Genomic DNA, 26300 nt, shown 5'->3' with positions numbered 1-26300 from the left:
ACGCGGATGCCGGTTTTCCGCTATCCCTCCAGCGCCACCCGCCGGGCCAGGCCCAGCGGCAGGCCGCCCGAGCCCGCCAGGGTGTCGTGGAAGGCGCGCAGATCACCGCGGCCGGCCGCCATGTAGTCGGCGCGGATCCGGTCGATCTCCAGGGCCCCGGTCAGGTAGGACGGCGCCTGCGTGGGCCAGGCGCAGTAGCGGCTGACCTCGCCCTTGGCGGTCTCCGGCGTGAGCGAGGACTTGGTGGTCATGAAGTGCTCCGCCTCCTCGATGCTCATGTCGCCGCAGTGCAGCGAGGTGTCCACGATGATGCGGGCGGCCCGGAAGATGCGGAACTCCAGGTGCGCGAGCTCCTGCGCGGGGGTGGCGAAGTAACCCTCCTCCCGCATGACCTTCTCCACGTACAGGGCCCAGCCCTCGGTGAAGTACGGCGTGCGGAAGAGCTTGCGCGCCCGGCGCGGGCTGTCGGCCACCCACGACAGGTGCCAGTGGTGGCCCGGGTAGGCCTCGTGCACCGCGATCGAGGGCATCTGGGCGCGGGCGTTGGTGCGCAGCCGCTGGCGGACCTGATCCTCGGTGAAGGAGTCCGGGGTGAACGGCACGAAGAAGTGCCCGACGCGGGAGGTCGACAGCGGCGGCGGCGACAGGTAGGAGGCGACGGACAGGATCGGCCGCTGGAACTCGGGGGACGGCACCACCCGGCACTCCTCGCCCTCGGCGAAGGTCACCAGGCCGCGCTCGCGGACGAACGCCCTGGCCCGCTCGGTCTCGGCCTCGTACTCGGCGCGCATGTCCTCCAGCGTCGGCGCGTGGTCGTCCTGGAGCGCCGCGATGGCCGCGTGCCAGTCGTCCGAGCCGCCGGGCAGCCGCCGGGCGACCTCCCGCATCTCGGCGTCGAGCTCGTCGTAGGCCGCCTGGCCGCGCTCGCGCAGCTCGCCCGCCCCGTAGCCGAGCACCTCCCGCTCGCGCAGCAGCCTGGAGTAGAGCTCCTCCCCCATCCGCCAGGTGCCGGCGGCCTCGAAGCCGGCGAGGAACTCCGCCAGCTCGTCGAAGGCCGCCGCCGCGGGCTCGGCCGCCTCGGCCAGCCGGGCGCGGAGCCGTTCGTCGGCGACCAGGCCGGGGACGGTCCCGGTGAGGAAGCGACGGCCGGTCCTCGCCTGTCCGAGCCCCCGCTCGACCAGCAGCGGAGCGGCCAGCTCCGGGTCCAGGTTGGCCTTGCAGGCGGCCAGCACGCCCGGCACCTCCGCCAGCCGGGCGACGGCGGCGTCGACCAGGTCGGGCTCGTCCGACAGCCGGTTCAGGAAGGGACCGAAGAAGGAGGAGAAGACCGGCCCCACGTAGACGGACGGGTCACGCCGCCAGGCGGGCCAGGACTCGTAGACGAGCGCGCCCCGCAGGGTGGACACGACCAGCTCGCGGTCGACCTCGCTCTCGAACCCCTCGCCCCTGGCCGTCTCGAGCCGCTCCAGCCAGCGCCGCGACTCGCTCTCGCGGGCGAGGATGCCCGCCTCGGTGAAGTCGCCGAGGGTCCGGTCGTAGCCCGGCGCGCCCGAGAGGGAGGCGAAGATGGGATTGGCGCTCAGGTACCAGTCGACGAAGCCGGCGACCGGGTCAGGAGAGAGGTCCGTCATGCCGGATCACCCTACTTCCCCGCCCCGGCATCCGGAACTACGGGAAAGCGCCGGAACGGGCCTCCCTTCCGGTCCCGGCGGACGGTCGGAGTCCACGGACGGTCGGAGTCCACGGACGGTCGAAGTCCACAGACGGTCAGAGTCCCAGGCCGTCCAAGGCGACGTCGTCCTCCGCGATGTCGATGCGGGTGAACCACGCCTCGAAGCCCTTGCCGTCGGGGGCGGCGGCCATCGCACCGGCGAACGCGGGGACCCCCGGCGGGAAGTAGGCCAGGCGGAGCATCGTCACGGGCTCCGCGCCGTCGAGGCCGTACCGGACGACCACGGCGTCGCCGGAGCGGGTCAGCTCGACCGTGACCAGGTCGGCGCGGCCCGGCAGGGCGGTCACCGACCAGTCGGAGGCTCCCCGGGTGACCACCACGCTGAGCTGGAGCCCGCCGTCGACGAACTCGGTCCCGGCCTTGACCCAGTTCTCCTCGTCGGCGCGGAGGATCACGCCCGCCTGGTCGTACTGCGCGCCGTAGTCACCGCCGAAGGTCACCGTCAGGCGGACGTCACCCGCCGCCTCCCGGCCGAACATGGGGGCGCGGTCGCGGACGTAGCCGTAGTGGGTGGTCCGCCACAGGTCGGTGCCCGCCCCGCAGACGAACCGCAGTTCCCCGTCCGTCGCCGACCACGTGGCAGGCTCGTCGATCCAGCGGTTCTCCTCGAATCCCATGGCGTGATCATTACAGGAGAGCGCTCTCTTGGCCAGGGTTTCCGATTCCCCTTTCGGGAGCGCTCCCGTAAAGGGCGGGGGCCGAGTCGGCCGGCGGACCCCGCCCGTCCCATAAACTCGTGTCGTGGCTGATCCGAAGTTCGAGATCCAGATGCTCCACGACCGCGTCATGGTCAAGGTCGAGCAGGACAGCGAGGAACGGCGCAGCACGGCGGGCATCGTGATCCCGGCGACCGTGAAGATGGCCAACCGGCTCGTCTGGGGCGAGGTCTGCGGCGTCGGCGCGAACGCCCGCGCCGTGAAGGTCGGGGACAAGGTCCTGTTCAACCCCGAGGACCAGTACGAGGTCGAGGTCCACGGCCAGGCCTACCTCGTCATGCGCGAGCGCGACCTGCACGCCATCGCCACCCCGCAGACCGACAACGGCACCGGCCTCTACCTCTGACGCCTCTACCCCTGACGCGCTCCCGGGCTCCCAGGCTCCCGCACCGGCAGTCTCACCGCTTCGCCCCCGCCCGCAGGAGCGCGCGCAGGTCGTCGGTGACGACGCCCTCGTCCGGGCTCCCCGGGTCATAGGCCACGGTCACCGCGGTTCCCTCGGGCACCGGGTTGAAGGTGACCTGCCGGAACGTCAGGCCAGGCACCTCGGGCACCGAGACGTGCATCCGCATCAGCCGCCGCCCGTTGATCCTGCTCGACGTGGCGGAGACCGCGGTGACCACCCCCCGGGCCCGCAGCCCGTGCGCGAGCAGGAACCGGCGGCGGCGGTCCTTCCTCCGGAAGGACAGGGCCAGCACGACCGTGGCGACGACGGCGATCCCGCCGATCCCGCAGCCGACGAGGCCCATCGCCAGCGCGGACCCGTTCTTCATCGGAATCGGGTCGCCGGCGACCTCTGAGGCCACGAAGACAATGCCGACCACCAGCCATACGGTCTGCGCGCCGGGGATGAACAGGAACATGCGGAAGGCTTTGGAGTACTCCATGTCGAGCATGCGACGACCGTAGATCCACCCGCCTGCGGCTCCCTTACATCCCGCTTACCGGGCTCCCCTCCGGCCCCATCCACCCCCGGCGCGACAGTGATCCCTGATGATCCCGTACGGCCTGCCGCCCCTCCCCGGTCAGAAACCCGCATCCGGCGGCTCCCCGCACCGCAGGCACATGGCCACAACCTCGGAGCGGTGCCTGCGCTCCTCGAGAACCGGTGGCCCAGCGCCGCCGCGACGAGAGTCCCGCCCAGCAGCAGGAGCATCACCGGCCCGCACTTCCCGTGCGGCCGCCAAGCGAGCCCCCTCACAAAACGCCCTCTAACTGACCTTCAATTCGTGGCGTTAAGCGATCATGTGACCGTCTCGGGTTGCGATGGCATGCCCAGAGCATGCGGTACACGCAAGGCGGCGGGCTGACCGCCCAACAACGAACCAAACGTGAACACGTCCGGCTGCGCGCGGCCGAGCTGTTCGCCCGCGGCGACACCGATGCCCAGGTGGCCAAAGCAATGCGGGTCAGCCGGATGTCGGCCAACCGCCGGCGCCGCACCTGGGCCCGCGGCGGACCTGGATGCCTGGGTCTGCTTCGAAGACGAGTGCGGCCGGACGTTGAGAGCGCCAGTGGCTCGGACCCGGGCCCCGCGCGGGGCCACGCCGGTGGTCAAGGTGCCAAGCCTGCGCGCGGGCCGGATCTCGGTGGCCGCGCTGCACTACACGGGCTTCCAGGTCTTCGGCGATACCGAGCGTGATGAGCAGGTGCCGGTCTCCGCACACACCCGTCCAGGGATATCTCGACAATGCCCTGAGCTAACGAGCGTGGCGTCCGCGGTGGACATGCTCTACCAGGGCCTTCACCACCAGGTCGGGGTCGTGGCGGTGGACGAAGTGCCCGGCGTTCTCGGCTACCAGGTGAAAGTTGTCGGTGGACAAGCGGACCAGGTCCCGCTGGAGTTCGGACCAGAGCGGGTACCAGGAGCGGCGATCGGCGTCCTGCCGGGCGGTGGTGCAATCGGGAGTCAGCTCGCTGGAGGTCACCACCGTCAGCGGAATCTGCCCCAGTGAGGCGGCGCTCCGGCCGGTCTGGGCGGCCAGGCGTGACCACGCCAGCATCTCCCACAGGTCGGCGCGGTGTCGCCGGTCGCTGAGGGACAGTGCCACCCCGGTCCCGGCGAACTCCGCCGGATAACGGCGGCCGGCCTGCTGGCCGATCTCATCGACCAGCCCCAGGTCGATGGCCAGGCGCCGCAGGCCGTAGGGCCGCAGGCGCTCGATAACCACCCGCCACAGGATTTCGGCCCGGTAGTGGGCGAAGCGCTGGAACTGCTCGTGGTGGCTGGAGTCGATGAGCACCACGCCCGCCACCTGCTCGGGGTGGGCGGCGGCATACAGGCGCACCAGGTAGCCGCCGATGGAGTGCCCGGCCAGGGCGACGGTCCCGAGCCGAGCCCCACCCCTGGTAGGTGGCACTGGCCAGGCCAACGGTGACGCCGACAGCAGCCAGGGCCGTGAGGGATCTACGCATGTTGACCACGCTCTGTATCCAAGCCGCAGCGGGTGCCGCTGTCCATCCCGGGATACCTGGCTGATGGCCGAACAATGCGATCATCGGTTCCAGACTCTCGTGCTGGGCAGCGCGGCGGCGACATCCCGCCGCTGACCCGCGAGGCGCTGGGCCAGGCCCGAACCGGATGTCGCCCGCCGCCCGCCGGTCCACGTCGGCTGACCGCAGGTCGGGACGCCGCCCGACCCGGTGCGGGTCGGGCGGCGGTGCCTTCTCCGGCCTGCGGTCACACGTCCCAGGTGACCGGGAGGCTCTTCACCCCGTAGATGTCGGCGATCTCCGGGCGCAGGGCGACCTCTTCGGCCGGTACGGCCAGGCGCAGGGTGGGGAAGCGGTTGAGGAGCGCGGGGAGGGCCACCCGCAGCTCGACGCGGGCCAGCTGCTGGCCCAGGCACTGGTGGACGCCGTGGCCGAAGGCCAGGTGCCCGCCGTCTTGCCTGCCGAGGTCGAGCACGTGGGGATCGGTGAAGCGCTCGGGGTCACGGTTGGCGGTGTTGAGCGACAGGATGACCGTCGTACCGGCCTCGATGGTCCGGCCGCCCAGCTCGATGTCCTCCAGTGCCGTTCTCATGAACATCTTGGCGACGCTCAGGTATCGCAGCAATTCCTCCACGGCCCGGTCGGTGAGCGTGGGGTCGGCGCGTAGCGCAGCCAGCTGGCCCGGGTTCTGCAGCAGTGCGAAGGTGCCCAGCGCCAGCGTGTTCGCGGTGGTGTCGAAGCCCGCCGACAGCAGGATCAGGGCGATCCCCTGCAGCTCCTCGTCGGTCAGATCGCTGTCGAGCAGGTCGCTGAGCACGTCGTCGGTGGGGTTGGCGCGCTTGGCGGCGACCAGCCCGGCGAGATAGCTCTGGGTCGCGGTGTAGGCCGCGAACAGTTCCTCGTCACCGGCCTCTCCGCCGAGGAACTTGTCGATGTGCTCCTGGAAGGAGTTCCGGTCCTCGTACGGCACCCCGAGCAGCTCGCAGATCACGATGGCGGGGACGGGCCTGGCGAAGGCGGTCACCAGGTCCGCCGGCGGTCCGGCCTTCTCCATGGCGTCCAGGTGTTCGGTGGTGATCTGCTCGATGCGCTCGGTGAGCAGCCGCATCCGCCGCGCGGTGAACTTGCCCACCAGCGGCTTGCGGTAGCGGCTGTGCTGCGGATCGTCCATGAGGAGGAACTCGCCGGGCGGCGCCGGGGGGATCTCGATGTCGCCGTAGTCGATCAGCGGGTGGTGGCGCATGAACTCCTTGCGCGAGCTGAACCGCGAGTCGGCCAGAACGGACCTGGCCAGGTCGTATCCGGTGATCAGCCAGCCCTGGTGCCCGTCGGGGAAGGGAAAGCGGCTGATCGGGCTGTGCTCGCGGGCCTGGACCAGCTCCTTGGGCGGGTCGAAGGGGCAGCCGGACTGACGCGCCGTCGGCAGTGTCGTGACGGTGTGTTCCATGGTCATCCTCTCGTCGCCGGGTTCACCTCACGGCGTCAGGCACACGATCTTGCCTGTGTGCGCCTTCCGCAGCCGAGGCCGCGGCCGCGGAACCGCTCCTGGCATCCACCATCGCCGACCGCGCTGACACCGGACCGTTGTCGTGCTGACACGGCCGCTGACACCACCCGCCCGGTGCGCTACGACAGCACCCGGGACAGCCGGCGCCGGCGTCGGCCGAGCGTGCCGGAGGCCGCGCAGGAGGACGATGGGGAGAGGAAGGACGGGGCGGCGGGCAGCAGTCCAGGGCGGTCAGGCGCTGGCGCTTGAATCCAACGATCTCCACGAGGAGATCCGGGCCCTGCTCGGCGAGAGCGGTAACGTCTCCGGCTTCTTCGCCGAGCCGGCCCGCGCGGCCCTGGATGCCGACCGCTGGTCACGCGAACAGCTCAAGGCCGAGCTCGCCGCCGTGCGCTCTGCCGACCCCGAAGGCTATGACCAGCGCCGCGCCGATCTCGTAGCGCGCATGCATGCCGCCTGGGAGGCGGCCGCGCGCAATCACGTCGCGTGATCGGCGGGTATGCGGCGGACCTGACCGCGGTCCCGCACCTGCTCGACGCCGACGAGCGGGTGATGTGGCTGTATGGCTTTCGCGCCTGCGAGGTCGCCGATCACACCGGCCGGGAGGCATTCCGGGTCGCGGCGCAGTCCCGCTTCGCCGCCCGGCCGCACGATGTGCCCCTGCATCTGGCCCACACCGCGCATCTGGCCGTCAGCCGGGGCTGGCCGGTGCTGACGGCTGACCCCGCAGGCTGGGCCGGATACGACCATCTGGAGCTCGTTCACCTGTGAGCCGGGCGATGCCGACGGCAGGTGAGACTGCGACGGGCGGAAGCCGTGCGGCCCCCACCCGTCCGCTTGTTGATCTTTCCTTACACGTAAGACAAGATCAACTATGTGGGGTTCTCTGCGCGGAGCTCATTCAAGGCGATCTCCACCACCTTGATCAGCTCTGTCGCGCACTCGGGGTTCTCCACGGCCACCAGAAGCAGCTTGCGGAGGTCCTGGAACGGCTTGACCGCCTTCTGATAGGCGGGCGGGAGATGAGTGGCGGGATCCGAAAAGGTGACGATGGCGAGTGCCGCCTCAACGGTCTCGGCCGGCGTCCGGTAGACCGGCACACCGTGGTAGCGGGCCAGGTGGATCAGGTAGCGGTTGCGTTCGGGGTCTGGGCAGTGGGGTGGGCAGCCCAGCACCGCCCGGCCGGTTCAGCTGGCAGAGCCTCCGCACGTCGGGCTCGCGGGGGAACCCCGGATCCGCGCCCACCACGACCGGTCGGCCTTCGCCCAGCCAAGGCCCCGGCATAGTCGCTTTATGTCCGTGTTATTCATGCTGGGTCGAGTTGGAGGGTCTCGAGGGGTCTGGTGGCGTCCCGGGCGTGGTGCCTGCAAGGGGGCTGTGATGGTGGTGCGCCCGGCCGTTTCGGAGGATCCCGATGGTGAGCAGATCATGGCGGCAGGTGATCTGGCTGTGGCCGTCAGGGTGATTCAGGCGCATCCTGTGAAGTGCGCAGAGTGGGCGCGCGTGGGTTCTGGCCGGCGAGGAGGAATGCATGGAGAGCGCGCCGAGCAGGACGGCGATGTTTGCGGCCGTGTCACGTGGATTGTTTCGCCTGGAGACGGCGTCGCCGTGGGTACTGGACGATGTGCTGGCCCTGGTGCTTGTCGGCCCGGTATGGCGGGAGCTGCGAGACCGGTTCGATCCGCTGTTCCCCGGCCCGGTCCGTCGCGAGTCCCGCACGGCTGTCTGCACCCGCAGCCGGTACGCCGAGGACCGGCTGGCTGCTGGCGCCTTCACGCAGTACGTGATTCTTGGCGCGGGGCTTGACTCGTTCGCGTGGCGGCAGCCGGATCTGCTCGGCTCGCTGACGGTGTTCGAGGTTGATCATCCTGCTTCCCAGGCATGGAAGCTCGAGCGGGTCAGGGAGCTCGGCCTGCCGCTCAGCGACTCGCAGGTGTTCGTGCCGGTTGATTTCGAGGCCGAACCGGTTCGGGATGTCCTGGGCGCGGCCGGGTTCGACTGGGCGCAGCCGGCGATGTTCTGCTGGACGGGTGTCGCTCCCTATCTGACGGCACAGGCGATCGAGTCGACGTTGCGTATGATCGCGGCGGCTGCTCCCGGGTCTGAGGTGGTGTTCTCCTACCGGGCCGAGGACTGTGTGCTGGACGACGTGGGAACGGAATTCGCCCGGATCTACACGCCGATCGCGGCTTCTGTCGGCGAACCTCTTCAGCCCGGCTGGCCGGTAATCGAGATCGAGAGGCTGATCAGCCGGTGCGGGCTAAAGGTCGTGGACCATCCCGCACGTGCAGACCTCCAGCAGCGGTACTTCGCCGGCCGTACCGATGGGCTGCGGCCCTATACCTTCGAGACCCTGGTGACCGCGCGGGTCACCTGAGCGAACGCAGCCACATCCGGCGACTTCACCCTCTCCGAGGGCCAGGCGCTGAAGGTACGGCCGAGGAGTACAGCAACCTCCAGAGCCTCGGCGTGGTCGCGTCAGGTCCGTTTTATTCATGCTGGGCGCAGTCCCAGGATTTCGAGGATCCGGGTGGCGTCCCGGGTGTGGTGGCGGCAGGCGGCGGCGATGCTGGTGTGCCCGGCCGTTTTCAAGATGCCGATGGCCAGGTTGCGCAGGGTGGCCATGGCCCGGGGTCCGCTGTCGGTGCGGATCTGGGAGGCGTCTTCGCCGTAGCTGACGTCGCGGATGTGGTGCAGGGCCTCGATCTGCCACCGCTCGACCCCGGTGATCCCCCCACCAGGAACACCGCCGGGGGATCGGCCTGCTGGGGCCGGTAGTAGGTCGGCGCCTCGATGTAGAGGTGCTGCGCCACCTGCCGCCGAGGCTCGGGCGGCTGGTGATGAGGGCTCGTTCCGGTCATCGCTCGACGACCGCTGGCGGATCCCCGGTGTCCCCAGCACCGCCTGCTGCACCTCGACATCGAGGCCGGTCAGGTACCGCATCGTCGGCGCGACAGTGATCCCTGATGATCCCGTACGGCCTGCCGCCCCTCCCCGGTCAGAAACCCGCATCCGGCGGTTCCCCGCACCGCAGGCACATGGCCACAACCTCGGAGCGGTGCCTGCGCTCCTCGAGAACCGGTGGCCCAGCGCCGCCGCGACGAGAGTCCCGCCCAGCAGCAGGAGCATCACCGGCCCGCACTTCCCGTGCGGCCGCCAAGCGAGCCCCCTCACAAAACGCCCTCTAACTGACCTTCAATTCGTGGCGTTAAGCGATCATGTGACCGTCTCGGGTTGCGATGGCATGCCCAGAGCATGCGGTACACGCAAGGCGGCGGGCTGACCGCCCAACAACGAACCAAACGTGAACACGTCCGGCTGCGCGCGGCCGAGCTGTTCGCCCGCGGCGACACCGATGCCCAGGTGGCCAAAGCAATGCGGGTCAGCCGGATGTCGGCCAACCGCCGGCGCCGCACCTGGGCCCGCGGCGGGCGGGCGGCACCGGCCTCCAAGTGCCCGGCCTCGGTGCGCCAGGCCTACCCCATCGGTGAGCAGGCCGAGCTTCTGAGAGGAAGATTCACAGGAGGTTTCTCAGGAACATCTCCCGGATGTGTTCGTGTAGGTTGGGCTATCTTTCGGCAGCCAGCTGGTGGGTTGGTCTCCAGACCAGCCGAACGTCCGCACCTTATAGGTGTGCACCCCCGCTATGCACGGTACACCTGTGGCATTTGTCTGGCTAAAAACGCCATAGCGCGAGAATGTGGCGAATTTTACCGAGCGGCCGTCCCGGAAAATCTCAACGTACATGACTGTCACTTCGTCGGGCGCCATCCCGCATCTCCATGGCGCATACGCGAAGATCGTTCCTCCGGCGAGGACCGGCTTGCGCGCCGAGTATGTGCAGGTGCCCAGACGCGTCGCCTCGCTAGACGCGGATGCCGCAGTCGGCGCCGCAAGCAGGCCAGCGGTCGCTGTGAGCGTGATCGCAGCGCCGAGTATTCGTTTAATCATGGTATTCCACCTCCGTAGCATTGAATAATGAGCGGACAGGGCTTACCTTCCTTCCTCCGTCCCTATTGCCGAGTTCGCCGATGACTAACGAGAGACGGGTCATCGCATCCGGGTTGTCGCTCCCAAGCACGGTTCCGAGCCTGCGCATCTTGCCTGCAACGATTTCTCAGCTCGCATTTCATTGCAGCGACTTTCCCGCGTGTGACCCTCGCTGTGATTTCCTTTAAATGGTGCATGCCATGGCCGGGATGCGTCTTTCACCTGCGCGCACAGGGTTTTAGTCAGCGTGCACCGTCGCGCACTGCTGGCGGAATTGGCGCGGGGAGAGGCCGTAGGCGCTGCGGAATGCCTGGCTGAAGTGCGCCGGGCTGGTGAAACCCCACCGAGCCGCGATCGCGGTGATCGAATGGGCGGCCAGCCGGGGGTCGGCCAGATCGCGTCGGCAGCGCTGCAGGCGGCGCCGACGGATCCAACCGGCGACGGTGTGCCCGTCATCGTGGAACAGCTTGTGCAGGTAGCGCAGCGAGATGTGGTGGGCCGCGGCTATCAGCTCCGGGTTCAGGTGAGCATCGCCGAGGTTGGTCAGGATGAAGGCGTGGATTTCGGCCAGCAGGGCGCGCCGCCTGCTCTCGGGCGATACCGAGCCGTGAGCGTCCAGCGCACCGGCCAGCGCCGCAGTCAGCACATCCAGCGTCAGCGTGGACAGCCGGGCGGTGTCGGAGGGGGTGAGTTCATCCATGTGCTTAGCGAGGTGCAGCATGAACTGCGAGGTCAGCGCGCTGATCCCCTGGATGCCCGCAATGGGGGCCATGCCCAGGCGCCGCAGGTCCCGCGAGGGCAACGGCAGCAACGAGCGCGGAAACTGCAGGACCAGCATCTGAATCGCCGGGATGTCGACTGCCAGCTCGGCCCGGTAGGGGCGCGAGGTGTCATACAACACCAGGTCACCGGCTCCGAAGACGGCCTGCCGGTCATCTCGGGTCACCACACCGTGACCGTGCACGGTACAGCAGAGCTTGTAGACCTCCGGGTCGGTCTGGCGGATGAGCTTGGGGGTGCGGTGGATCGCATACGGCGTGGTGGTCATCAGCGTGGCCTGTACCGGACCCAGCCGGCGGCACCCGATCTGCGCCTGGAAGCGGTCTCGCAGGTGCGGTGGGCAGCGCGTGTCGTAGGGTACCCAGGTCGTGGAGCTCACCTCGCGCCAGAAGGCGAAGCGTTCCTGTGCCGGGACTTCGGCGGTGCTGACCACGTCCATGACCCACTCCAGTCGACAGCCATAACGGCCGTCCTCGGTGAACGTTGTGGACTCGTCCTGTAGTTGGCGATCCCTCGGCTGCAGCCGGAGATCAGGCGTGCCGGCACGGGCGGCAGGCCAGGTACGGGCTCTGGCGGTCGCCTGCACCTGTGCGGAAGCAACTACGTTGCTGTCCGGCAGGTGGGACGCGCAGCGTCCGATCACTGATCGTGCGAGCGAACAGCCCGTCAGCTCGTTCCGGCATACGCGGCCCGCCGTTCAGCGGGGGCTGCGCCGTCTTCGAGTGCGACGCTACGGTGGACACGGCCTTCTCAACAGGTCCAAACACGGCACTTCCGACCCGACCAAGTTGGAGTGGGCGATGGAGCTGTTCATCGATCCCGACGATGAGCGCAGCCTGACCCGGCAGCTGTACGAACAGATCCGGGCGGCGATCCTGAGCGGGCAGTTGGGCCCGGGCGATCGCCTGATGCCGTCGCGGGCTGTGGCGGCCGAGCTCGGCATCGCCCGCTCCACGGTCACCGACGTCTACGGATCTTTGGCCGCGGAGGGCTACATCGAAGGCCGGGCCGGCGGCGGTACCGTCGTCTCCGACGAACACGGGCCCTGCCCGCAGACGCCGCCGCCCGGTGCGCTCGCCCCGACGCCGTGCAGCGCGGCCCTGCGGCGCTACGACGACGACCCGCAGGGGCAGGCCCGCTTCGACCTACGGCCCGGCCGCATCGATGCGCAGCTGTTCCCCGCCGCCATCTGGCGCCGGTGCGTACTGGCCGGCCTGGGCCGGGCCTGGGCCCAATACGGCGAGCCCGCCGGCAGCGCCGACCTGCGCGCCGCGCTGGCGCGCTGGCTGACCGGCTCGCGGGGCATCACCCTGGTACCGGAGCAGATAGTGGTGACCGCCGGCACCGGGCATGCGATCGACCTGGTGGCCCGGGTGCTGCTGTCTCCCGGCGATGTGGCCGGTGTGGAAGAGCCCGGATACCCGCCGGTGCGGGAACTGCTGCGCTCCCAGGGCATCAAGGCGGTAGGCGTGCCGGTCGACGGTCACGGCATCGTCGTCGACGCCATCCCAGCAGATGCGCGACTGGTGTATGTCACCCCCTCCCACCAGTACCCGCTGGGCGGGGTGCTGTCCGGACAGCGCCGGCTGCAGCTGCTGCGCTGGGCCGGCCGGCACGGCGCGGCCATCGTGGAAGACGACTACGACAGCGAGTTCCGGCACACCGCGCGCCCGCTGGAGCCTTTGCACCGCCTCGACCGCGACGGGCGCGTGATCTACGTCGGCAGCTTCAGCAAGATCCTGAGTCCCGCGTTACGGATGGGCTTCCTGGTCGCCCCGATGGCGCTGGTACCGGCCCTCGCCACGGTGCGCCAGGCCATCGACTGGTGCCCTCCGCTCGGCACCCAGGAGGCCCTGACCATCTTCATCAACGAAGGCCATCTCGGCCGCCACCTGCGGCGCATGCGCGCGGCCTACACCCCGCGCTTCCATTGCGTCCACCGCGAACTGCTCGACCGGCTCCCGGCCGGGTATCGGCCGTTGCCGGCCCAGGCCGGCCTGCACCTGGCGGTGACCGGTCCGCGCAGCGCGGCGCAGGCCGACGTGTGCCAGAACCTGTTGCCGCATGGCGTTCTGATCGGTTCCCTGCGCCGCACCTACCAAGTGCCCGGATCGGTCGCGGGATTCCTCGTCGGCTTCGGCGCCCTGCCGACCGAGCAGGTCGCCGCCGCGATCGATGCTCTGGCCACCGGTCTCACCGCTCTCACCGGCCGATGACGTGAAGCGGCGCGATGAGGGGTCCTCCCCCGTCGTTCCCGCCCCGGTCCCGGGACGGTACGGCTGGGCAGAGGATGAGCACCGTGGCCTGCGGTCGGCCCGGCCGCGGTGCTTCGGGCAGCCATCACGACCGGCCCCGCAGCCGGTGGGCCCTACAGCTGATGCCGCCCGAAGCGGAGGTCCTGGAATGGCTTGCCCACCGGGCCGGGCGGCCGGCGGCCTTCAGCCAGTCATCGACCCTGACCTATCTCCACTTCAGGACTTACTCGTCCAGGTCGTCGTCCGAAGGCCGGGGCTTCTCGGTTGACCAGCCGGTGGCGGCGATGACGTCGCGTGCGATGTCGACCCCGGAACGGCCTCCGATGAGCAGCGCTTCGAACAGGGGGGCATCGTGCACAGACGGTCTCCATGCGGTCAGGGGTGCGACGGCGTCGAGGCCGAGCCGTACGCGTTCGCCGGCGGCCGGGGCGTGTCACGCCTCTCGGCCATCCGGTCTGGGAGGGAGGACGGGTGCGTTACAGGCGCAGGAGCTTCTGGGCCTCGACGAGGAGGTCGATGTCGAAGCTGAGCTTGATGCCGAAGTAGACGATGGCGGTGGCGGTCGCGGCGGCGACGAGGATGACCGAGGCCTTGACGAACCAGTTCTGCCGGCCGAGCCAGACCATCCAGGCGGAGAGGGTCCGCTTGCCGAACTCCAGCAGCCGGTGGGCCCAGTGGAACTCCAGGGCCAGCACCGCCAGCCCGGCGAAGACCACCGCCCAGCCGGGGCCGGGGAAGGGGACCATGATGAGTCCCGCGACGACCAGCACGCCGCCGATGGCGCCGATGACGATCTTCAGGGTGAGCCGGCCGGTGCGGGTGGCCCTGATGGCGTCCAGCCGTCCGTGCAGGCCGGAGCGGATGGGAGAGCGCTCGGCCGCCTGCTCCTTCATCGCCTCGGCGTCGCCGGGCGGGGCGACCGGCTCGGCGCCGTCCCCGGTCTGCTGGGTCTTGTCTGAGATCGCCACGCGCTCCCCCGCTGGTCGGTTTCGTTCCAGGATAGGTCGGCGCGGGCGGATGCTGCTCCTCCCCTGGACGGATCCGGCCTCGCACCTCGGGAGGGGCGAGGCCGGGGCCTTCCGGGGAGCCGGGGCCTTCCGGGGAGGGGCGGGGTCCGTCCGTACGGCGGGCGTCGCGCCGTACGGACGGACCGCGGATGACGGGCGGGCCGTCAGCTCGCGGTGCAGGTGACGGCGGCCGGGACGCCGTTGGCGCCCGTCAGGGTCCCGGTGAAGCCGAACGCCGTGGAGGCGCCCGCCTTCAGCGCGCCGTTCCAGGCGGCGTTCTTGACCGTGACGTCCGCGCCGGTCTGGGTGTGCGTGCCGCTCCAGAGCTGGGTGATCTTCTGGCCGTCGGGGAACGACCAGGCGACGGTCCATCCGGAGACGGCCGCGGCGCCGGTGTTCTTCACCGTCACCTCACTCTGGAAGCCGCCGGGCCAGGAGCCGGTGACCTTGTAGGTCGCGGTGCAGCCCCCTTCTCCCCCGCCGGGGCCGGAGGCGGTGGTGAAGGTGACCGGGTCGGAGGCGGCCGAGGTGTTGCCGGCGGCGTCGCGGGCCACGACGTAGTAGGTGTAGGAGGTGTCGGCCGACAGGCCGGTGAGGGTGAACGACGCGGCGGCGGAGGATCCCGCCTTCACGTCCGTCGCCCCGGCCTCGCGGTAGACGTCGTAGCCCTCCACGCCCTCGTTGTCCGTCGAGGCCGTCCAGGTCAGCGCGGCGCCGGTCGAGGTGATCGCCGAGGCGGCGGGCTTGCCGGGCTTGGACGGCGGGACGGTGTCGTCCGGGGGCGGCGGGGTGTCGCCGCCGGTGTCGGCGTAGACGATGCCCCGGCCGTTGGTGCCGAGGTAGACGCGGCCGTAGACGCGGGGGTCGCCGGTCAGGGCCTCGCCCATGTTGCCGTACTGGTGCTGGTCGTCGTTGACCCGGACCCAGGTCGCGCCGGTGTCGTCGGAGCGGAAGACGCCGGTCACGCCGCCGATCGTGGCGACCGCGTACAGCGCGTGGTAGCTCTTGCCCGGGGCGGCCTTGCCGAAGCCGATGTTCACCCCGCGGGTGATCCCGGAGAGCTTGGTGAAGGACGCGCCGCCGTCGGTGGAGCGCCAGAGGCCGGACGCGCCCTGGGCGGGATCGCCGCCCGCGAGCCAGATGTGGCCCTCGTGGCCGGGCACGGCCTTGAACTTCACGTTGCCCTCGGCGGGCAGGCCGGTGGCGGCGGTGGCGGTGAAGGTGGCGCCGCCGTCGGTGCTGGCGTAGAACTTCCCGGCGCTGAAGCCGTAGAACTTCCTGGCGTTCACCCGGTCGGACTCCACCACGGCGCCGGCCGGGATGCCGGTGGAGGCGGTCCAGCTGTTGCCGTAGCCCACCGAGTGGTGCACGGCCACGCCCTTGGGCGCCCAGACGAAGCGGGAGGCGTCGGCCGCCGCCGCGACGGTGCCGCCCTCGTTGATCCCGGCGGGCTCGGTGCCCTGGAACCAGTTCGCGCCGCCGTCGGTGGAGAAGGCGACGTGGCTGTCGTTCGGCCGGTCGGCGTCGGTGAAGTTGCCCGCGCGGACGATCACCGAGGGGTTGGCCTCGGCGTAGTCGAGGCTGGTGGCCGAGGTGAAGGCCGGGGTGGTGAAGATCTTCGGCGGGACCTTGGTGAGGTCGTCGTGGCGGAAGCCGCCGAGGTCGCCGAGGGCGCTGACCAGCGGCGCGCCGACGGGCGGGCTGATCAGGTCGAGGACCGCGGTCTCCTCCAGGCCCTGCACCATCGGCTTGATGGTGAACGTCCCGCCGGTGTCCCACTTCTTCAGGTCCTCGGTGCCGTAGATCGTCGCGCCGGTGCCGTACATCATCCGGTTGGAGTCGAACGGGTCGATCTCCAGCGACTCGTTCATCCAGCCGAGCTTGGGCGTCTCCTCCGGCGGCTGCGGGTTCGTCCCGAAGGTGAGCCACGGCGCGGAGGAGATGTCCATCGTGTAGCGCTTGGTCCGGTTGGGGTAGGAGCTCCAGTCCCAGATCCGCGTCCAGGTCGCGCCGGCGTCGGTGGAGCGGAAGAAGACGGCGTCCGGCCACCAGGAGATCTGGGTGGCGACCATGATCGTGTTCGGGTTCTGCCGGTCGATCGTCAGGCCGCTGTAGCCGAAGTAGTCGTCGGCCGAGCTGGACGGGACCGGGCTGATCTGCGTCCACGCCCCGGTGGCGGTGTTCAGCTTCCACACGTCGCCCTTGCCGCCGTCGTACGGCCCGCCGGTGTCGCTGGTGGCGATGTAGAGGGTGCCGCTCTTGTGGTCCAGCACGCCCTTGTGCGCGATGTACCCGGTCGGCTGCCCGGGGACCCGGGACCAGGTGGCGCCGCCGTCGGAGGAGCTGTAGACCGTGTTCTCCTTGTCGGCCACGCCGACGTAGATCTTCTTCGTCGTCTGCCCCGCCGTCGCCGAGGCCGGGTCGAAGGTCACCCAGACCACGCCCGGCCGGTGGTTCAGGTAGCCGTTGGGGTCGTTCGGGTCCTGGGCGTAGTTCCCCGGGTTGGGGAAGCTCGCCACCTTGGCCCAGGTGACGCCCTTGTCGGTGCTGCGCCACAGGCCGTTGCCGTCGGGCGCGCCCAGGTAGAGGACCCTGTTGTCGTTGGGGTCGACGACCAGCCGCTCACCCATGCCCCGGCCCGGCATGTTGCCGCCGAGCTTGAACGGCAGCTCGGTGGCCTGCCAGGTCTTGCCCTTGTCGGCCGAGCGCAGGATCGCGCCCTTGTTGGGGTCCCAGTCGTTGGTGTACATCCCGGCGGCGACGTAGACCCGGCCGGTCTCCACCGGGTCGGTGGCCAGGCTGACCACGCCGTTGTAGCCCCACTTGTCCCAGCCCACCCAGTCGAGCAGCGGGATCCAGGTCTTGGTCGCCTGGTCCCACCTGTAGGCGCCGCCGATGTCGGTGCGGGCGTAGACGAGGTTCTTCTCGGTCTGGTTGAAAACGATCCCCGGCACGAACCCGCCGCCGTCGATCCTGACGTTCTTCCACTCGTTCGTCTCGGCGGCGGCCGCGGTCGTGGCGGCCGTGGTGGTGGCCGCCGCGGCCTGTCCCGTGACGGCCGCGCCGACCGCCGCGCACGTCACCGCCGCGGCGGCGAGCGCGCTGACCAGTCTTCTTCGCATGTACGGCTTTCCCTCCGCAAGGCAATGGACAACCGCCATGCACGGCCAGGAAGCGGGAGCCTGACCCTGGACCGCCCGTGACGCGCGTGCATGAGCGCCCAGAGGGTCACACGCGCCCTCAAATGCCGTCAATAGTTTGAACAGTCAACGAACAAAAGCCGAGCATGAGAAGGCGGGCGGATGTAAGTTTCATCACTCCGCCCGCACCCCGAGCGGGGGACGGGGTTCACGGAAGGTAATAAGTTGAAACCTCAAGTAACAACCCGAAGGTAAAACCCTGAGGAGTTCGGAGATATTTACCCTAAATATGGGTTAATGTCCGTTCATGCCCGACGCTCCACATGTCCGAACCCTTACCGGCCCCGTCGCGCTCGACGCGATCGAGGGAGCCGTCCTCCCCGGCGAGCATCTCCGCAACGACCTGCGCTGGGCGGTCGGCATCGAGTCCGACCCGCACCGCTGGCTCGACGAGGAGCAGGCCGTCAGCACGGAGCTGCGCGGGCTGCGCCAGTCCGACGCCCTCAGCCTGATCGTCGAGCTCAGCTCCATCGGCACCGGCCGCGACGCCTCGGCGCTGGCCAGGATCACCGCGGGGAGCCGGGTCTCCGTGGTCGCCGGGACCGGTTTCTTCGCCGCCCCGTTCATCCCCTCCTGGGCGCTCGACGCCGGCGTGGACGTCCTCACCCAGCACCTCCTCGCCGAGATCGGCGAGGGCATGGACGGCACCAGCGCCCGGCCCGGCGTGATCGGTGAGATCGGCGCCTGGAGCGGGGAGCCGACGAAGCTCGAGGAGCGCTGCGCGGCCGCCGCCGCCCGCGCCTCCCTCTCCTCCGGCCTGCCCGTCGCCGTCCACCACCGGGGCGGCCTGGCCCTGCTGGAGATCCTGCTGTCCGAAGGGCTGCCCGCCCACCGGATCAGCGTCTCCGACGCCGGGAGCGACCCCGCCCTCCCCCGCAAGGTCGCCGAGGCGGGCGGTTACATCTGCCTCACCTCTCTGAGCGGCGACCGCCTCAGGGATACCCTGGACCTCATCGAGGCCGGCCACGCCCACCGGCTCCTGCTCAGCAGCGGCGTCTCCCGGGTCGCCGAGATCGAGCGGTACGGCGGGCCCGGCTACAACCACCTGTTCCGCACCCTCCTGCCCCGGCTGCGCGAGGCCGGGGTCGCCGAGGAGACCGTCCGCCTCATCACCCACGACAACCCCCTCCGCTGGCTGGCCTGCATGGAGTGAGCCATGGCGATCAAGGTCGCGAACGCCCCCGTCAACTTCGGGATCTACCGGGTGAACGGCGCCCCCCTGGGGCCCGACGCGCTGCTGTACGCCCTGGCCGACGCCGGGTACGACGGCGTCGACTCCGGCCCGATCGGCTATCTCGGCACCGGCGGGACGCTCGTGGAGCGGCTGGCCAGAACGGGGATGGTCCTGGCCGGCGGCTGGATCGACCTGCGCTACGAGGACGCCGACGAGTTCGCCGCCGGACTGGGCGGGCTCGACGCGGCGCTGACGGTGTTCGCGAGCGTCCCGGTGGACGACCCGCGGTTCGCGCCCCGGCCCACCCTGGCCTGCCCCGACCATCCCGCCCGCTTCGCCGACGGGGTCGCCCCCGGCCTGCCGGGCGAGGAGTGGGCCGGCTTCGCCGGCCGGGTCCAGGAGGCCGCCGACCGCTGCCGGGACCGCGGCCTCGAACCCGTCTTCCACCCCCACCTCGGCACGCTCGTGGAGACCCCCGAGGAGGTCGAGCGGCTGCTCGACCTCACCGACGTCTCGCTCTGCCTGGACACCGGCCACCTCTGGCTGGCCGGGGGCGACCCGGTGACCGCGGCGCGGCGGTGGCGCGACCGGATCCGGCAGGTCCACCTCAAGGACGCCAGCCGGGAGATCCACGACCGGATCCGGGGCGAGGGCGGCGATCTGGAGGCGGTCGTCGCGGGCGGCGCGTTCACCCCCCTCGGCGCCGGGGAGGTCAACCTGCGCGCCGTCCTGCGGGAGCTCGACGGCTACGAGGGCTGGCTGGTGGTGGAGCAGGACGCCCCGGCCTACGGGCAGGACCTCGAACGCGTCCTCGACGACCAGCGCGCCAACCGCGCCTGGCTCCGCGCGCACGGGGTCTGAGCCGGCCGCGCCTGGCTCTCCGCGCACGGGGTCTGAGCCGGCCGCGCCTGGCTCTCCGCGCACGGGATCCGCCCGGCGCGGAGCCGGGCGCGGTTGGCGCGCACGTCACCGGCGGGCCTCCCGGGGTGTGATCACGGTGGTCAGGCCGTCCAGCAGGCGTGCCAGGCCGAAGGCGAACAGCGACTCCAGATCGACCTCCGCGTCCGGCTCGGTGATCTGGGCGATCAGCGGCCCGTCGACGGCGAGCCGGGTCCTGACCCTCTGCTTGCCGGTCATCCCCGTGTCCAGCTCGGCGCCGGACGCGAAGAGCCCTTCCGGATACTCCACGTGAGGACCGTACGCAGAAGAGCGCCTAACTCTTGCTCCGCAAGGGAAACACCGCGCTGTGCACTAGTGCAGCAGCTCGGGGTCCGGGCACGGTGAGCAGTCCTCGGCCGCGCGCGGGACGACCATCAGCCGCGACCCCGGCCCCCGGGCGGCCAGCACGTCCTCGGGGTTGGCCAGGGCGCACCGGTCCAGCGACAGGCAGCCGCAGCCGATGCAGTCGGTGAGGCCGTCCCGCAGCCGCTGGAGCTGCCGGATCCGGTCGTCCAGCTCCGAGCGCCACATCTCCGAGAGCCGGGTCCAGTCCTCCCGGTTCGGGGTGCGCTCGTCCGGCAGTGCGGACAGCGCGCGCTGGATCGTCTTCAGCGGGATGCCGACCCGCTGGGAGACCCGGATGAAGGCGATCCTGCGCAGCGTGTCACGGGTGTAGCGGCGCTGGTTGCCCGCCGTGCGGCGGCTGCGGATCAGGCCCTTGGCCTCGTAGAAGTGCAGGGCCGAGACGGCGACCCCGCTGCGGGCGGCGACCTGCCCGACCGTGAGCTCAGAGTTCTGGGACACGTTCCACCCTAGTTGACCTCAACCAGGATTGAGGTTGCACCGTGGAGCCATGACGACGACACAACGGCCCGTCCAGGTCTTCACGCAGGCGGAGCTCGACTATCTCGCCTCCCAGCGGCTCGGCCGCCTGGCCACGGTGAGCGCCGACGGCGCCGTCCAGAACAGCCCCACCGGCTTCTCCTACAACCCCGAGACCGGCACGATCGACATCTACGGCCGCGCCATGGGCGCGACGAAGAAGTTCCGCAACGTCCGGGCGACCGGGCGGGCGGCGTTCGTCGTGGACGACCTGGCCTCGACCGACCCCTGGCGGGTGCGGGGCGTGGAGATCCGGGGCAGGGCCGAGGCCGTCGAGGATCACGAGCCGCCCTCGCCGTACCTCAGCAGGGAGGTGATCCGCATCCGCCCGGAGCGGATCATCTCGTGGGGCGTCGATCCGGCGCAGGACGGCATGCGGGGGCGCGACGTCTGATCCCGGGATCCGCCCGTGCGTCTTCCGGGCGGATCAGGTGAGAATGGGGCGCATGACGAGAGCACTGGTGCTGGGCGGCGGAGGCGTGGCGGGAATCGCGTGGGAGGCGGGGGTCCTCACCGGCCTGCGCCGCGCGGGCCTGGATCTGGGGGTGGCCGATCTGATCGTCGGCACCTCGGCGGGATCGGTGGTGGGGACCCTCGTCGCCACCGGGGCGGACCTGGAGAGCGCGGTCGCGGCGCAGGCCGAGTCGGAGACCGAGGCCACCGTCCCCGCCGTCGACATGGAGGCGGTCATGGCGACCTTCGGGATCCTGTTCGACCCCTCCCTGGAGCCGCGGGAGGCCCGCCGGCGGGTGGGCGAGATGGCGCTGGCCGTACCGGACACCGGGGCCAGGATCGAGACGATCGGGGAACGACTGCCGATAAAGGAGTGGCCGGAGCGCCGGCTGCTGATCACCGCGGTCGACACGGCGACCGGCGAGTTCGTCGTCTGGGACCGCGAGGCCGGAGCGTCCCTGGTCTCGGCGGTCGCCTCCAGCTGCGCCGTGCCGTGCGTCTTCCCCCCGGTGGAGATCGGCGGCCGCCGCTACATGGACGGGGGCGTGCGCTCGGCGACGAACGCCGACCTGGCGGCGGGCTCGTCCGCCGTGGTGCTGCTGGAGCCGATGGCCCACCTCTCGCCGCGGACGCGCTTCCAGGCCGAGATCGCCGAGCTCGGCGACGCCGTGGTCGCCCACATCGTCCCCGACGAGGCGTCCATCGCCGTCTTCGGCGCGAACGTCCTCGACCCCGCGCTCTGGCGCCCGGCCTTCGACGCCGGTCTCGCCCAGGCCCCGGCGGTCGCCGAGACCGTGGCCAAAACCTGGTCGTGACCGCCCCGCTGCGGGTCGTCAGCGGGCCGCCGGGCGGTCAGCGGTAGTCGACCTCCCAGTCGTGGGGGCCGAGCACGTAGATGCCGCCGCGGGACTTGAGCCAGCCGTTCTCGGTCAGGAAGGCGAGGCTGCGCCGTACCGTCTCCTCCGGCAGGCCCGTCATGTGGACCACGTCCGCCGTGTGGGCGGCGTGGCCGTCCGTGGCGAGCGCGGCCACCGCCTCGTAGACGGTGGTGTCGTCAGTGGACATGGCCTGAACGTCGTGCTGGGTGTGCATGGCCGTACCTCCTCGGATCGGGCCCGGTGGTCTTGCGTCCGCCACCGGTCAGCGCTGCCTGGCTCCCTCGCGCAGCCGCTCGGGATCGACCTGGCGCTCGGGATGGCGGCGCAGGTACTCCTCTTCCAGCTCCTCGGTCCGCGACGTGTGGCGGGCGAGGGCGTCGCTGGAACCGTGCAGGAAGGCGTCGGTCCGGGTGGCGTGCAGGTGCCGCAGTTCACGGAGGAGGTCGTCCTCCGTCAGGTCCTTCGGATCGATTCCCATCGTCGTCATGGGATCCGCCTACCCCGTCCCGCGACGTGCTCACCTCTCCATTGCATCCGGCATTTGGCATCGTTCCACGAAATTGAGTCAGATTTCATGACTGATTTAGATTGCGGGCATACCGTCAGGGCCTTACCTTCCCGGTATGGATCTCGAGCTCCGACACCTCAGGATCGTGCGCGCGGTCGCCGAGGCCGGGAGCGTCACCAAGGCGGCCACCCATCTCGGGCTGGCCCAGCCTGCGCTGACCGCGCAGCTCAAGCGGATCGAGCGGGTGCTCGGGGGAACTCTTTTCGACCGCGACCACAACGGCGCGAGGCCCACCCCCCTCGGGGAACTGGTGCTGTCCAGGGCACGGGTGCTGCTGCCCGCCGCCCAGGAGCTCCAGGAGGAGGCGGTACGGCTCGCCAACGCCGGCGGGGAGATCCCCCGCTACCGGCTGGGCGCCACCAACGGCCCGATCCTGGGAGGGCTGGTGGACCGGCTCGCGACGGCCTGGCCGTCGACGCCGGTGACCACCTGCACCTCCTGGTCGGCCAAGGAACTCACCACGATGGTCATGATGGGCCGGCTCGACTTCGCGCTCATCGGCGCCTGCGGGGAGAGTCCGCCGCCGGTGGAAGGACCGGTGGCGTGGCTGACCGTGGGCACGGACCCCGTCTTCGTCCTGCTCAACGATGACCATCCGCTGGTCGGCAGACAGGAGGTGGCCCTGGGCGAGCTGGCCGGGGAGCAGTGGGCGGTGACCCCGGGCGACGGCTGCTTCGGGGACTGCTTCGCCGCGGCCTGCGCCCGGGAGGGCTTCACCCCCCGGACCATCTACGAGACCGACGTGGCCACGTGCATGCACCTGGCCAAAGTCGGCCGGGCCGCGGTGCTGTGCCAGGCCACCTTCCAGCCCTCCGCGGGCCTGCGGCTCGTCCCGATCGCGGGGGCCCCGCTGCGCTGGCGGCAGCTGCTCGGCTGGCATCCGGAGGCGCCCACCGCGCGGCTGGTCCCGGCGATCGCCGAGCACGCCAAGGCCGCGCACGCCGATGCCGTACGGCGGAGCGTCCGCTATGCCGCCTGGCTCTCGGACAACCCGCAATTCGGCACCGTTCCATAACGCCGCCCGATGGAAACGGTATAACTTCGCATTATCCCCGAAAGGCCAACAAGGAGTCCCATTGCTCTATAAGAGGGCTATAACTCAAAGATAGGGATAAATTGGGAGAGCCGCTCCTCGTGTCGGCGCCATTACCGTGACGGCGCACCCCCTGAACACGAGGAGAGATCACATGCTCCGCAGCAACACCGTGACGGCGGGCCTCGCGCTCGCCCTCACGCTGGTGGGCGTCCCCGCCATCGCCCACGCCGTCTCCGGCGGCTCGTCCGCCCCCGAGCCGATATACGTCCAGGCCCGGTCGGAGGCCGCGGCGGCCGTCCGGCCCGAGCCCGGAATGATCGACGCCCTCAGCCGCGACCTCGGCATCACCGGCGAGCAGGCCAAGGCCCGCCTGGTCAACGAGGCCGCCGCGGCCAAGGTCGAGCCCGTCCTGCGCCGGCAGCTCGGCGGCGGCTTCGCCGGGCTCTGGCTGGCCGGTCCCACCGCCGACCTGGTGGTCGCCACCAGCGACTCCAGCCAGGTCGCCGCCATCCTCAAGACCGGCGCGCAGGCCAAGGTCGTCAAGCACTCGCTGACCGCGCTGGAGACGGCCAAGGCCGAGCTCGACCGGCGCGCGGAGGAGATCTCCCGGGCGGCCTCGCTCTGGTACGTCGACGTGCAGAGCAACAGCGTCGTCGTGCTGGCCCGCGACACCGCCGAGGCCCGGGACGCCGTGGGCGGCAGCGGCCTGGCCGCCTCGCTCGTGCGCGTGCAGCAGTCGGACGAGCAGCCCCGGGCGCTCTACGACGTGCGCGGCGGCGACGCCTACTACATGGGCTCCGGCGGGCGCTGCTCGGTCGGCTTCTCGGTGACCAAGGCGGGCAGCCAGGGCGGCTTCGTCACCGCCGGGCACTGCGGCCGGGCCGGCACCGCGACCAGCGGCTACAACCGGGTGGCCCAGGGAACGTTCCGCGGCTCGTCCTTCCCCGGCAACGACTACGCCTGGGTCGAGGTCAACAGCCAGTGGACGCCGACGGGCGTGGTGAACGGATACAACGCCGGCATCCTGCCGGTCCGCGGCTCCACCCAGCGCGCCGTCGGCGCCTCCATCTGCCGCTCCGGCTCCACCACCCAGTACCACTGCGGCACGATCAGCCAGCACAACACCAGCGTCACCTACCCCGAGGGCACCATCACCGGGGTCACCAGGACCACGGTCTGCGCCGAGCCCGGCGACTCCGGCGGCTCCTACATCTCCGGCGACCAGGCCCAGGGCGTCACCTCCGGCGGCTCGGGCACCTGCTCCTCCGGCGGGACCACCTACCACCAGCCGGTCAACGAGATCCTCTCGGCGTACGGCCTGACGCTGGCGGTGGCCGGCGGCCAGCCCAGCCCGACGCCGACCGTGACGCAGCCGGGCGGCACCTGGGCCCCGAACACCGCCTACGCGGCGGGCGCCCAGGTCACCTACGGCGGCGCGACCTACCGGTGCCTGCAGGCGCACACCTCCCTGCCGGGCTGGGAGCCGCCGAACGTGCCCGCCCTGTGGCAGCGCGTCTGATCCCCCGGGGACTCCGGCACGGCATCCGCTGACCCGGCTCCGCGCTCCGGGCTGGGAGGGCCGCGGCTCTCCCAGCCCGGGTCCGCGTAGAGACTGCGGAAGTGACCACGACAGAAGGGACCATAACGCGGCGATAGGAGCGAAGTGGTAGACCCGCTTTCCTCGTTGGCGCGGCTACGTTGACGGCGCACCCCCCAACAGAGGAGAGATCACATGCTCCGCAGAAGTGCCGTGACGGCGGGCTTCGCGCTCACCCTCACGCTGGTGGCCACCCCCGCCATCGCCCACACGGGCCCCGGAGGCTCATCCGCCCCCGAGTCCCTGTACGCCCAGGCCAAGGCTCAGGCCGCGGCCACCACCCAGACCGACCCCGGAATGATCGACGCCCTCAGCCGCGACCTCGGCATCACCGGCGAGCAGGCCAAGGCCCGCCTGGTCAACGAGGCCGCCGCGGCCAAGGTCGAGTCGGTGTTCACCCGGCAGCTCGCCGACGACTTCGCCGGGCTCTGGCTGGCCGGTCCCACCGCCGACCTGATCGTCGCCACCAGCGACTCCACCCGGGTCGCCGACATCCTCAAGGCCGGCGCGCAGGCCAAGCTCGTCAAGCACTCGCTGGCCGCGCTCGACGCCGCCAAGGCCAGGCTCGACGAACTCGCCGGCAGCGCGCCGAAATCCATCCCGTCCTGGTACGTGGACGTGCAGAACAACAGCGTCGTCGTGCTGGCCCGCGACACCGCCGAGGCCCAGGAGTTCGTGAACGGCAGCGGCCTCGACGCCTCGCTCCTGCGGGTCGAGGCCTCCACCGAGGACCCCAAGCCGTTCTACGACGTGCGCGGCGGCGACGCCTACTACATGGGCGGGCGCTGCTCGGTCGGCTTCTCGGTGACCAAGGCCGGCAGCCAGGGCGGCTTCGTCACCGCCGGGCACTGCGGCCGGGTCGGCACCGCCACGCAGGGCTACAACCGGGTGGCCCAGGGCACCTTCCGCGGATCGTCCTTCCCCGGCAACGACTACGCCTGGGTCGAGGTCAACAGCCAGTGGACGCCCACCGGCGTCGTCAACGCCTACAACTCCGGCATCCTGCCGGTCCGCGGCTCCACCCAGCGCGCCGTCGGCTCGTCCATCTGCCGTTCCGGCTCGACGACGGGCTACCACTGCGGCACGATCAGCCAGCACAACACCAGCGTCACCTACCCCGAGGGCACCATCACCGGCGTGACCCGCACCACGG

The 26300-nt window shown here is 70.7% G+C and carries 28 protein-coding genes and 1 pseudogene; 14 read left to right on the top strand and 15 right to left on the bottom strand.

Annotation, left to right across the window (positions count from 1 at the left end):
- Nucleotides 1-20: 20 nt before the first annotated feature.
- Nucleotides 21-1631 (bottom strand): DUF885 domain-containing protein, encoded by a 1611-nt coding sequence (locus Plo01_RS30230; RefSeq protein ID WP_203894132.1) that lies wholly within the window; start codon nucleotides 1629-1631, stop codon nucleotides 21-23.
- A 136-nt stretch (nucleotides 1632-1767) separates the two neighbouring features.
- Nucleotides 1768-2349 carry a DUF1349 domain-containing protein gene (locus tag Plo01_RS30225; protein WP_203894131.1) on the bottom strand — a complete coding sequence of 194 codons (582 nt, stop codon included), beginning with the start codon at nucleotides 2347-2349 and terminating at the stop codon, nucleotides 1768-1770.
- A gap of 124 nt (nucleotides 2350-2473) precedes the next feature.
- Between Plo01_RS30225 and Plo01_RS30220 the strand changes: the two genes are divergently transcribed.
- On the top strand, nucleotides 2474-2794 hold the full coding sequence (locus Plo01_RS30220; protein WP_203894130.1) for a GroES family chaperonin: 321 nt from the start codon (nucleotides 2474-2476) through the stop codon (nucleotides 2792-2794).
- Between the two features lie 52 nt (nucleotides 2795-2846).
- On the opposite strand, the gene Plo01_RS30215 is transcribed toward Plo01_RS30220, so the two are convergent.
- Nucleotides 2847-3344, bottom strand: a complete 498-nt coding sequence (locus tag Plo01_RS30215) for a DUF3592 domain-containing protein (RefSeq protein WP_203894129.1) — start codon at nucleotides 3342-3344, stop codon at nucleotides 2847-2849.
- Between the two features lie 386 nt (nucleotides 3345-3730).
- Here Plo01_RS30215 and Plo01_RS30210 point away from each other — a divergent pair.
- A pseudogene (locus Plo01_RS30210) lies at nucleotides 3731-4049 on the top strand (helix-turn-helix domain-containing protein); the annotation flags it as partial.
- A 99-nt stretch (nucleotides 4050-4148) separates the two neighbouring features.
- Here the strand turns inward: Plo01_RS30210 and Plo01_RS30205 are convergent.
- Nucleotides 4149-4808, bottom strand: a complete 660-nt coding sequence (locus Plo01_RS30205; protein WP_203894127.1) for an alpha/beta fold hydrolase — start codon at nucleotides 4806-4808, stop codon at nucleotides 4149-4151.
- A gap of 320 nt (nucleotides 4809-5128) precedes the next feature.
- On the bottom strand, nucleotides 5129-6328 hold the full coding sequence (locus Plo01_RS30200; RefSeq protein WP_203894126.1) for a cytochrome P450: 1200 nt from the start codon (nucleotides 6326-6328) through the stop codon (nucleotides 5129-5131).
- A 247-nt stretch (nucleotides 6329-6575) separates the two neighbouring features.
- Here Plo01_RS30200 and Plo01_RS30195 point away from each other — a divergent pair, with 247 nt between their 5' ends.
- Both Plo01_RS30195 and Plo01_RS30190 read left to right on the top strand, forming a co-directional pair.
- Nucleotides 6576-6878, top strand: a complete 303-nt coding sequence (locus Plo01_RS30195; RefSeq protein WP_203894125.1) for a hypothetical protein — start codon at nucleotides 6576-6578, stop codon at nucleotides 6876-6878.
- Nucleotides 6875-7159 carry a hypothetical protein gene (locus Plo01_RS30190; RefSeq protein WP_203894124.1) on the top strand — a complete coding sequence of 95 codons (285 nt, stop codon included), beginning with the start codon at nucleotides 6875-6877 and terminating at the stop codon, nucleotides 7157-7159. The genes Plo01_RS30195 and Plo01_RS30190 overlap by 4 nt, the downstream gene beginning before the upstream one ends.
- A gap of 101 nt (nucleotides 7160-7260) precedes the next feature.
- Here Plo01_RS30190 and Plo01_RS30185 read toward each other — a convergent pair whose 3' ends face one another.
- The gene (locus Plo01_RS30185) at nucleotides 7261-7563 is read right to left on the bottom strand and encodes a hypothetical protein (RefSeq protein WP_203894123.1); all 303 of its coding nucleotides are present in this window, start codon (nucleotides 7561-7563) and stop codon (nucleotides 7261-7263) included.
- 356 nt (nucleotides 7564-7919) lie between these two features.
- Between Plo01_RS30185 and Plo01_RS30180 the strand changes: the two genes are divergently transcribed.
- The gene (locus tag Plo01_RS30180; protein WP_203894122.1) at nucleotides 7920-8765 is read left to right on the top strand and encodes a class I SAM-dependent methyltransferase; all 846 of its coding nucleotides are present in this window, start codon (nucleotides 7920-7922) and stop codon (nucleotides 8763-8765) included.
- A 116-nt stretch (nucleotides 8766-8881) separates the two neighbouring features.
- Here the strand turns inward: Plo01_RS30180 and Plo01_RS30175 are convergent, their stop codons facing one another.
- Complete coding sequence (locus tag Plo01_RS30175; RefSeq protein ID WP_203894121.1) at nucleotides 8882-9331, bottom strand: hypothetical protein; 450 nt, start codon at nucleotides 9329-9331, stop codon at nucleotides 8882-8884.
- Between the two features lie 312 nt (nucleotides 9332-9643).
- Between Plo01_RS30175 and Plo01_RS41425 the strand changes: the two genes are divergently transcribed.
- Nucleotides 9644-10357, top strand: a complete 714-nt coding sequence (locus tag Plo01_RS41425) for a helix-turn-helix domain-containing protein (protein WP_203894120.1) — start codon at nucleotides 9644-9646, stop codon at nucleotides 10355-10357.
- Nucleotides 10358-10616: 259 nt separating this feature from the next.
- Here Plo01_RS41425 and Plo01_RS30165 read toward each other — a convergent pair whose 3' ends face one another.
- Nucleotides 10617-11597 carry an AraC-like ligand-binding domain-containing protein gene (locus Plo01_RS30165; RefSeq protein WP_203894119.1) on the bottom strand — a complete coding sequence of 327 codons (981 nt, stop codon included), beginning with the start codon at nucleotides 11595-11597 and terminating at the stop codon, nucleotides 10617-10619.
- Between the two features lie 361 nt (nucleotides 11598-11958).
- Here Plo01_RS30165 and pdxR point away from each other — a divergent pair, with 361 nt between their 5' ends.
- Nucleotides 11959-13374, top strand: a complete 1416-nt coding sequence (pdxR, locus tag Plo01_RS30160) for a MocR-like pyridoxine biosynthesis transcription factor PdxR (RefSeq protein ID WP_203894118.1) — start codon at nucleotides 11959-11961, stop codon at nucleotides 13372-13374.
- Between the two features lie 262 nt (nucleotides 13375-13636).
- Here pdxR and Plo01_RS41140 read toward each other — a convergent pair whose 3' ends face one another.
- The 3 genes from Plo01_RS41140 to Plo01_RS30150 all read right to left on the bottom strand — a co-directional run bounded on the left by Plo01_RS41140 (nucleotide 13637) and on the right by Plo01_RS30150 (nucleotide 17542).
- Nucleotides 13637-13771 carry a hypothetical protein gene (locus Plo01_RS41140; protein ID WP_275415439.1) on the bottom strand — a complete coding sequence of 45 codons (135 nt, stop codon included), beginning with the start codon at nucleotides 13769-13771 and terminating at the stop codon, nucleotides 13637-13639.
- A gap of 118 nt (nucleotides 13772-13889) precedes the next feature.
- Nucleotides 13890-14381, bottom strand: a complete 492-nt coding sequence (locus tag Plo01_RS30155) for a TIGR02611 family protein (protein ID WP_239317354.1) — start codon at nucleotides 14379-14381, stop codon at nucleotides 13890-13892.
- A gap of 203 nt (nucleotides 14382-14584) precedes the next feature.
- A complete protein-coding gene (locus tag Plo01_RS30150; protein ID WP_203894117.1) occupies nucleotides 14585-17542 on the bottom strand; it encodes a cellulose binding domain-containing protein in 2958 nt (985 codons plus the stop codon).
- Nucleotides 17543-17867: 325 nt separating this feature from the next.
- Here Plo01_RS30150 and Plo01_RS30145 point away from each other — a divergent pair, with 325 nt between their 5' ends.
- Entirely contained in the window at nucleotides 17868-18773 is a 906-nt protein-coding gene (locus Plo01_RS30145) for a phosphotriesterase family protein (RefSeq protein WP_203894116.1), read from the top strand.
- Nucleotides 18774-18776: 3 nt separating this feature from the next.
- On the top strand, nucleotides 18777-19655 hold the full coding sequence (locus tag Plo01_RS30140; protein WP_203894115.1) for a sugar phosphate isomerase/epimerase family protein: 879 nt from the start codon (nucleotides 18777-18779) through the stop codon (nucleotides 19653-19655).
- A 105-nt stretch (nucleotides 19656-19760) separates the two neighbouring features.
- On the opposite strand, the gene Plo01_RS30135 is transcribed toward Plo01_RS30140, so the two are convergent.
- Both Plo01_RS30135 and soxR read right to left on the bottom strand, forming a co-directional pair.
- Nucleotides 19761-19982: a hypothetical protein gene (locus Plo01_RS30135; RefSeq protein ID WP_239317352.1), complete on the bottom strand. Its 222-nt coding sequence runs from the start codon at nucleotides 19980-19982 to the stop codon at nucleotides 19761-19763.
- A gap of 63 nt (nucleotides 19983-20045) precedes the next feature.
- The gene (gene soxR / locus Plo01_RS30130) at nucleotides 20046-20537 is read right to left on the bottom strand and encodes a redox-sensitive transcriptional activator SoxR (protein WP_203894114.1); all 492 of its coding nucleotides are present in this window, start codon (nucleotides 20535-20537) and stop codon (nucleotides 20046-20048) included.
- Between the two features lie 49 nt (nucleotides 20538-20586).
- Between soxR and Plo01_RS30125 the strand changes: the two genes are divergently transcribed.
- On the top strand, nucleotides 20587-21009 hold the full coding sequence (locus tag Plo01_RS30125) for a PPOX class F420-dependent oxidoreductase (protein ID WP_203894113.1): 423 nt from the start codon (nucleotides 20587-20589) through the stop codon (nucleotides 21007-21009).
- Nucleotides 21010-21061: 52 nt separating this feature from the next.
- On the top strand, nucleotides 21062-21883 hold the full coding sequence (locus Plo01_RS30120) for a patatin-like phospholipase family protein (protein ID WP_203894112.1): 822 nt from the start codon (nucleotides 21062-21064) through the stop codon (nucleotides 21881-21883).
- A 37-nt stretch (nucleotides 21884-21920) separates the two neighbouring features.
- Here Plo01_RS30120 and Plo01_RS30115 read toward each other — a convergent pair whose 3' ends face one another.
- Both Plo01_RS30115 and Plo01_RS30110 read right to left on the bottom strand, forming a co-directional pair.
- A complete protein-coding gene (locus tag Plo01_RS30115) occupies nucleotides 21921-22160 on the bottom strand; it encodes a helix-turn-helix domain-containing protein (protein ID WP_203894111.1) in 240 nt (79 codons plus the stop codon).
- Between the two features lie 48 nt (nucleotides 22161-22208).
- Nucleotides 22209-22433, bottom strand: coding sequence for a DUF6158 family protein (locus Plo01_RS30110; RefSeq protein WP_203894110.1), 225 nt, complete (start codon nucleotides 22431-22433; stop codon nucleotides 22209-22211).
- Nucleotides 22434-22569: 136 nt separating this feature from the next.
- Here Plo01_RS30110 and Plo01_RS30105 point away from each other — a divergent pair, with 136 nt between their 5' ends.
- The 3 genes from Plo01_RS30105 to Plo01_RS30095 all read left to right on the top strand — a co-directional run.
- Nucleotides 22570-23529 (top strand): LysR family transcriptional regulator, encoded by a 960-nt coding sequence (locus Plo01_RS30105; RefSeq protein ID WP_203894109.1) that lies wholly within the window; start codon nucleotides 22570-22572, stop codon nucleotides 23527-23529.
- Between the two features lie 172 nt (nucleotides 23530-23701).
- Nucleotides 23702-25069 carry a carbohydrate-binding protein gene (locus Plo01_RS30100; RefSeq protein ID WP_203894108.1) on the top strand — a complete coding sequence of 456 codons (1368 nt, stop codon included), beginning with the start codon at nucleotides 23702-23704 and terminating at the stop codon, nucleotides 25067-25069.
- Nucleotides 25070-25282: 213 nt separating this feature from the next.
- Nucleotides 25283-26300, top strand: a 1018-nt coding sequence (locus tag Plo01_RS30095) for a S1 family peptidase (RefSeq protein WP_203894107.1), incomplete at its 3' end; no start/stop codon positions are given.

Source organism: Planobispora longispora (assembly GCF_016863135.1).
GTDB lineage: Bacteria > Actinomycetota > Actinomycetes > Streptosporangiales > Streptosporangiaceae > Planobispora > Planobispora longispora.
Note: the sequence above shows the minus strand (reverse complement) of the source record. Positions and strands in the feature narration are given on the sequence as shown.

What these genes read in the sequence shown, in the direction of transcription:
- Plo01_RS30230 (WP_203894132.1), bottom strand. Translation starts at nt 1,631, where the DNA reads ATGACGGACCTCTCTCCTGACCCGGTCGCCGGCTTCGTCGACTGGTAC.
- Plo01_RS30115 (WP_203894111.1), bottom strand. Translation starts at nt 22,160, where the DNA reads ATGCACACCCAGCACGACGTTCAGGCCATGTCCACTGACGACACCACC.
- Plo01_RS30180 (WP_203894122.1), top strand. Translation starts at nt 7,920, where the DNA reads ATGGAGAGCGCGCCGAGCAGGACGGCGATGTTTGCGGCCGTGTCACGT.
- Plo01_RS30100 (WP_203894108.1), top strand. Translation starts at nt 23,702, where the DNA reads ATGCTCCGCAGCAACACCGTGACGGCGGGCCTCGCGCTCGCCCTCACG.
- Plo01_RS30145 (WP_203894116.1), top strand. Translation starts at nt 17,868, where the DNA reads ATGCCCGACGCTCCACATGTCCGAACCCTTACCGGCCCCGTCGCGCTC.
- Plo01_RS30200 (WP_203894126.1), bottom strand. Translation starts at nt 6,328, where the DNA reads ATGGAACACACCGTCACGACACTGCCGACGGCGCGTCAGTCCGGCTGC.
- Plo01_RS30165 (WP_203894119.1), bottom strand. Translation starts at nt 11,597, where the DNA reads ATGGACGTGGTCAGCACCGCCGAAGTCCCGGCACAGGAACGCTTCGCC.
- Plo01_RS30140 (WP_203894115.1), top strand. Translation starts at nt 18,777, where the DNA reads ATGGCGATCAAGGTCGCGAACGCCCCCGTCAACTTCGGGATCTACCGG.
- Plo01_RS30150 (WP_203894117.1), bottom strand. Translation starts at nt 17,542, where the DNA reads ATGCGAAGAAGACTGGTCAGCGCGCTCGCCGCCGCGGCGGTGACGTGC.
- Plo01_RS30110 (WP_203894110.1), bottom strand. Translation starts at nt 22,433, where the DNA reads ATGACGACGATGGGAATCGATCCGAAGGACCTGACGGAGGACGACCTC.
- Plo01_RS30105 (WP_203894109.1), top strand. Translation starts at nt 22,570, where the DNA reads ATGGATCTCGAGCTCCGACACCTCAGGATCGTGCGCGCGGTCGCCGAG.
- pdxR (WP_203894118.1), top strand. Translation starts at nt 11,959, where the DNA reads ATGGAGCTGTTCATCGATCCCGACGATGAGCGCAGCCTGACCCGGCAG.
- Plo01_RS30215 (WP_203894129.1), bottom strand. Translation starts at nt 3,344, where the DNA reads ATGCTCGACATGGAGTACTCCAAAGCCTTCCGCATGTTCCTGTTCATC.
- Plo01_RS30195 (WP_203894125.1), top strand. Translation starts at nt 6,576, where the DNA reads ATGGGGAGAGGAAGGACGGGGCGGCGGGCAGCAGTCCAGGGCGGTCAG.
- Plo01_RS30175 (WP_203894121.1), bottom strand. Translation starts at nt 9,331, where the DNA reads ATGCGGTACCTGACCGGCCTCGATGTCGAGGTGCAGCAGGCGGTGCTG.
- Plo01_RS30125 (WP_203894113.1), top strand. Translation starts at nt 20,587, where the DNA reads ATGACGACGACACAACGGCCCGTCCAGGTCTTCACGCAGGCGGAGCTC.
- Plo01_RS41425 (WP_203894120.1), top strand. Translation starts at nt 9,644, where the DNA reads ATGCGGTACACGCAAGGCGGCGGGCTGACCGCCCAACAACGAACCAAA.
- Plo01_RS30120 (WP_203894112.1), top strand. Translation starts at nt 21,062, where the DNA reads ATGACGAGAGCACTGGTGCTGGGCGGCGGAGGCGTGGCGGGAATCGCG.
- Plo01_RS30225 (WP_203894131.1), bottom strand. Translation starts at nt 2,349, where the DNA reads ATGGGATTCGAGGAGAACCGCTGGATCGACGAGCCTGCCACGTGGTCG.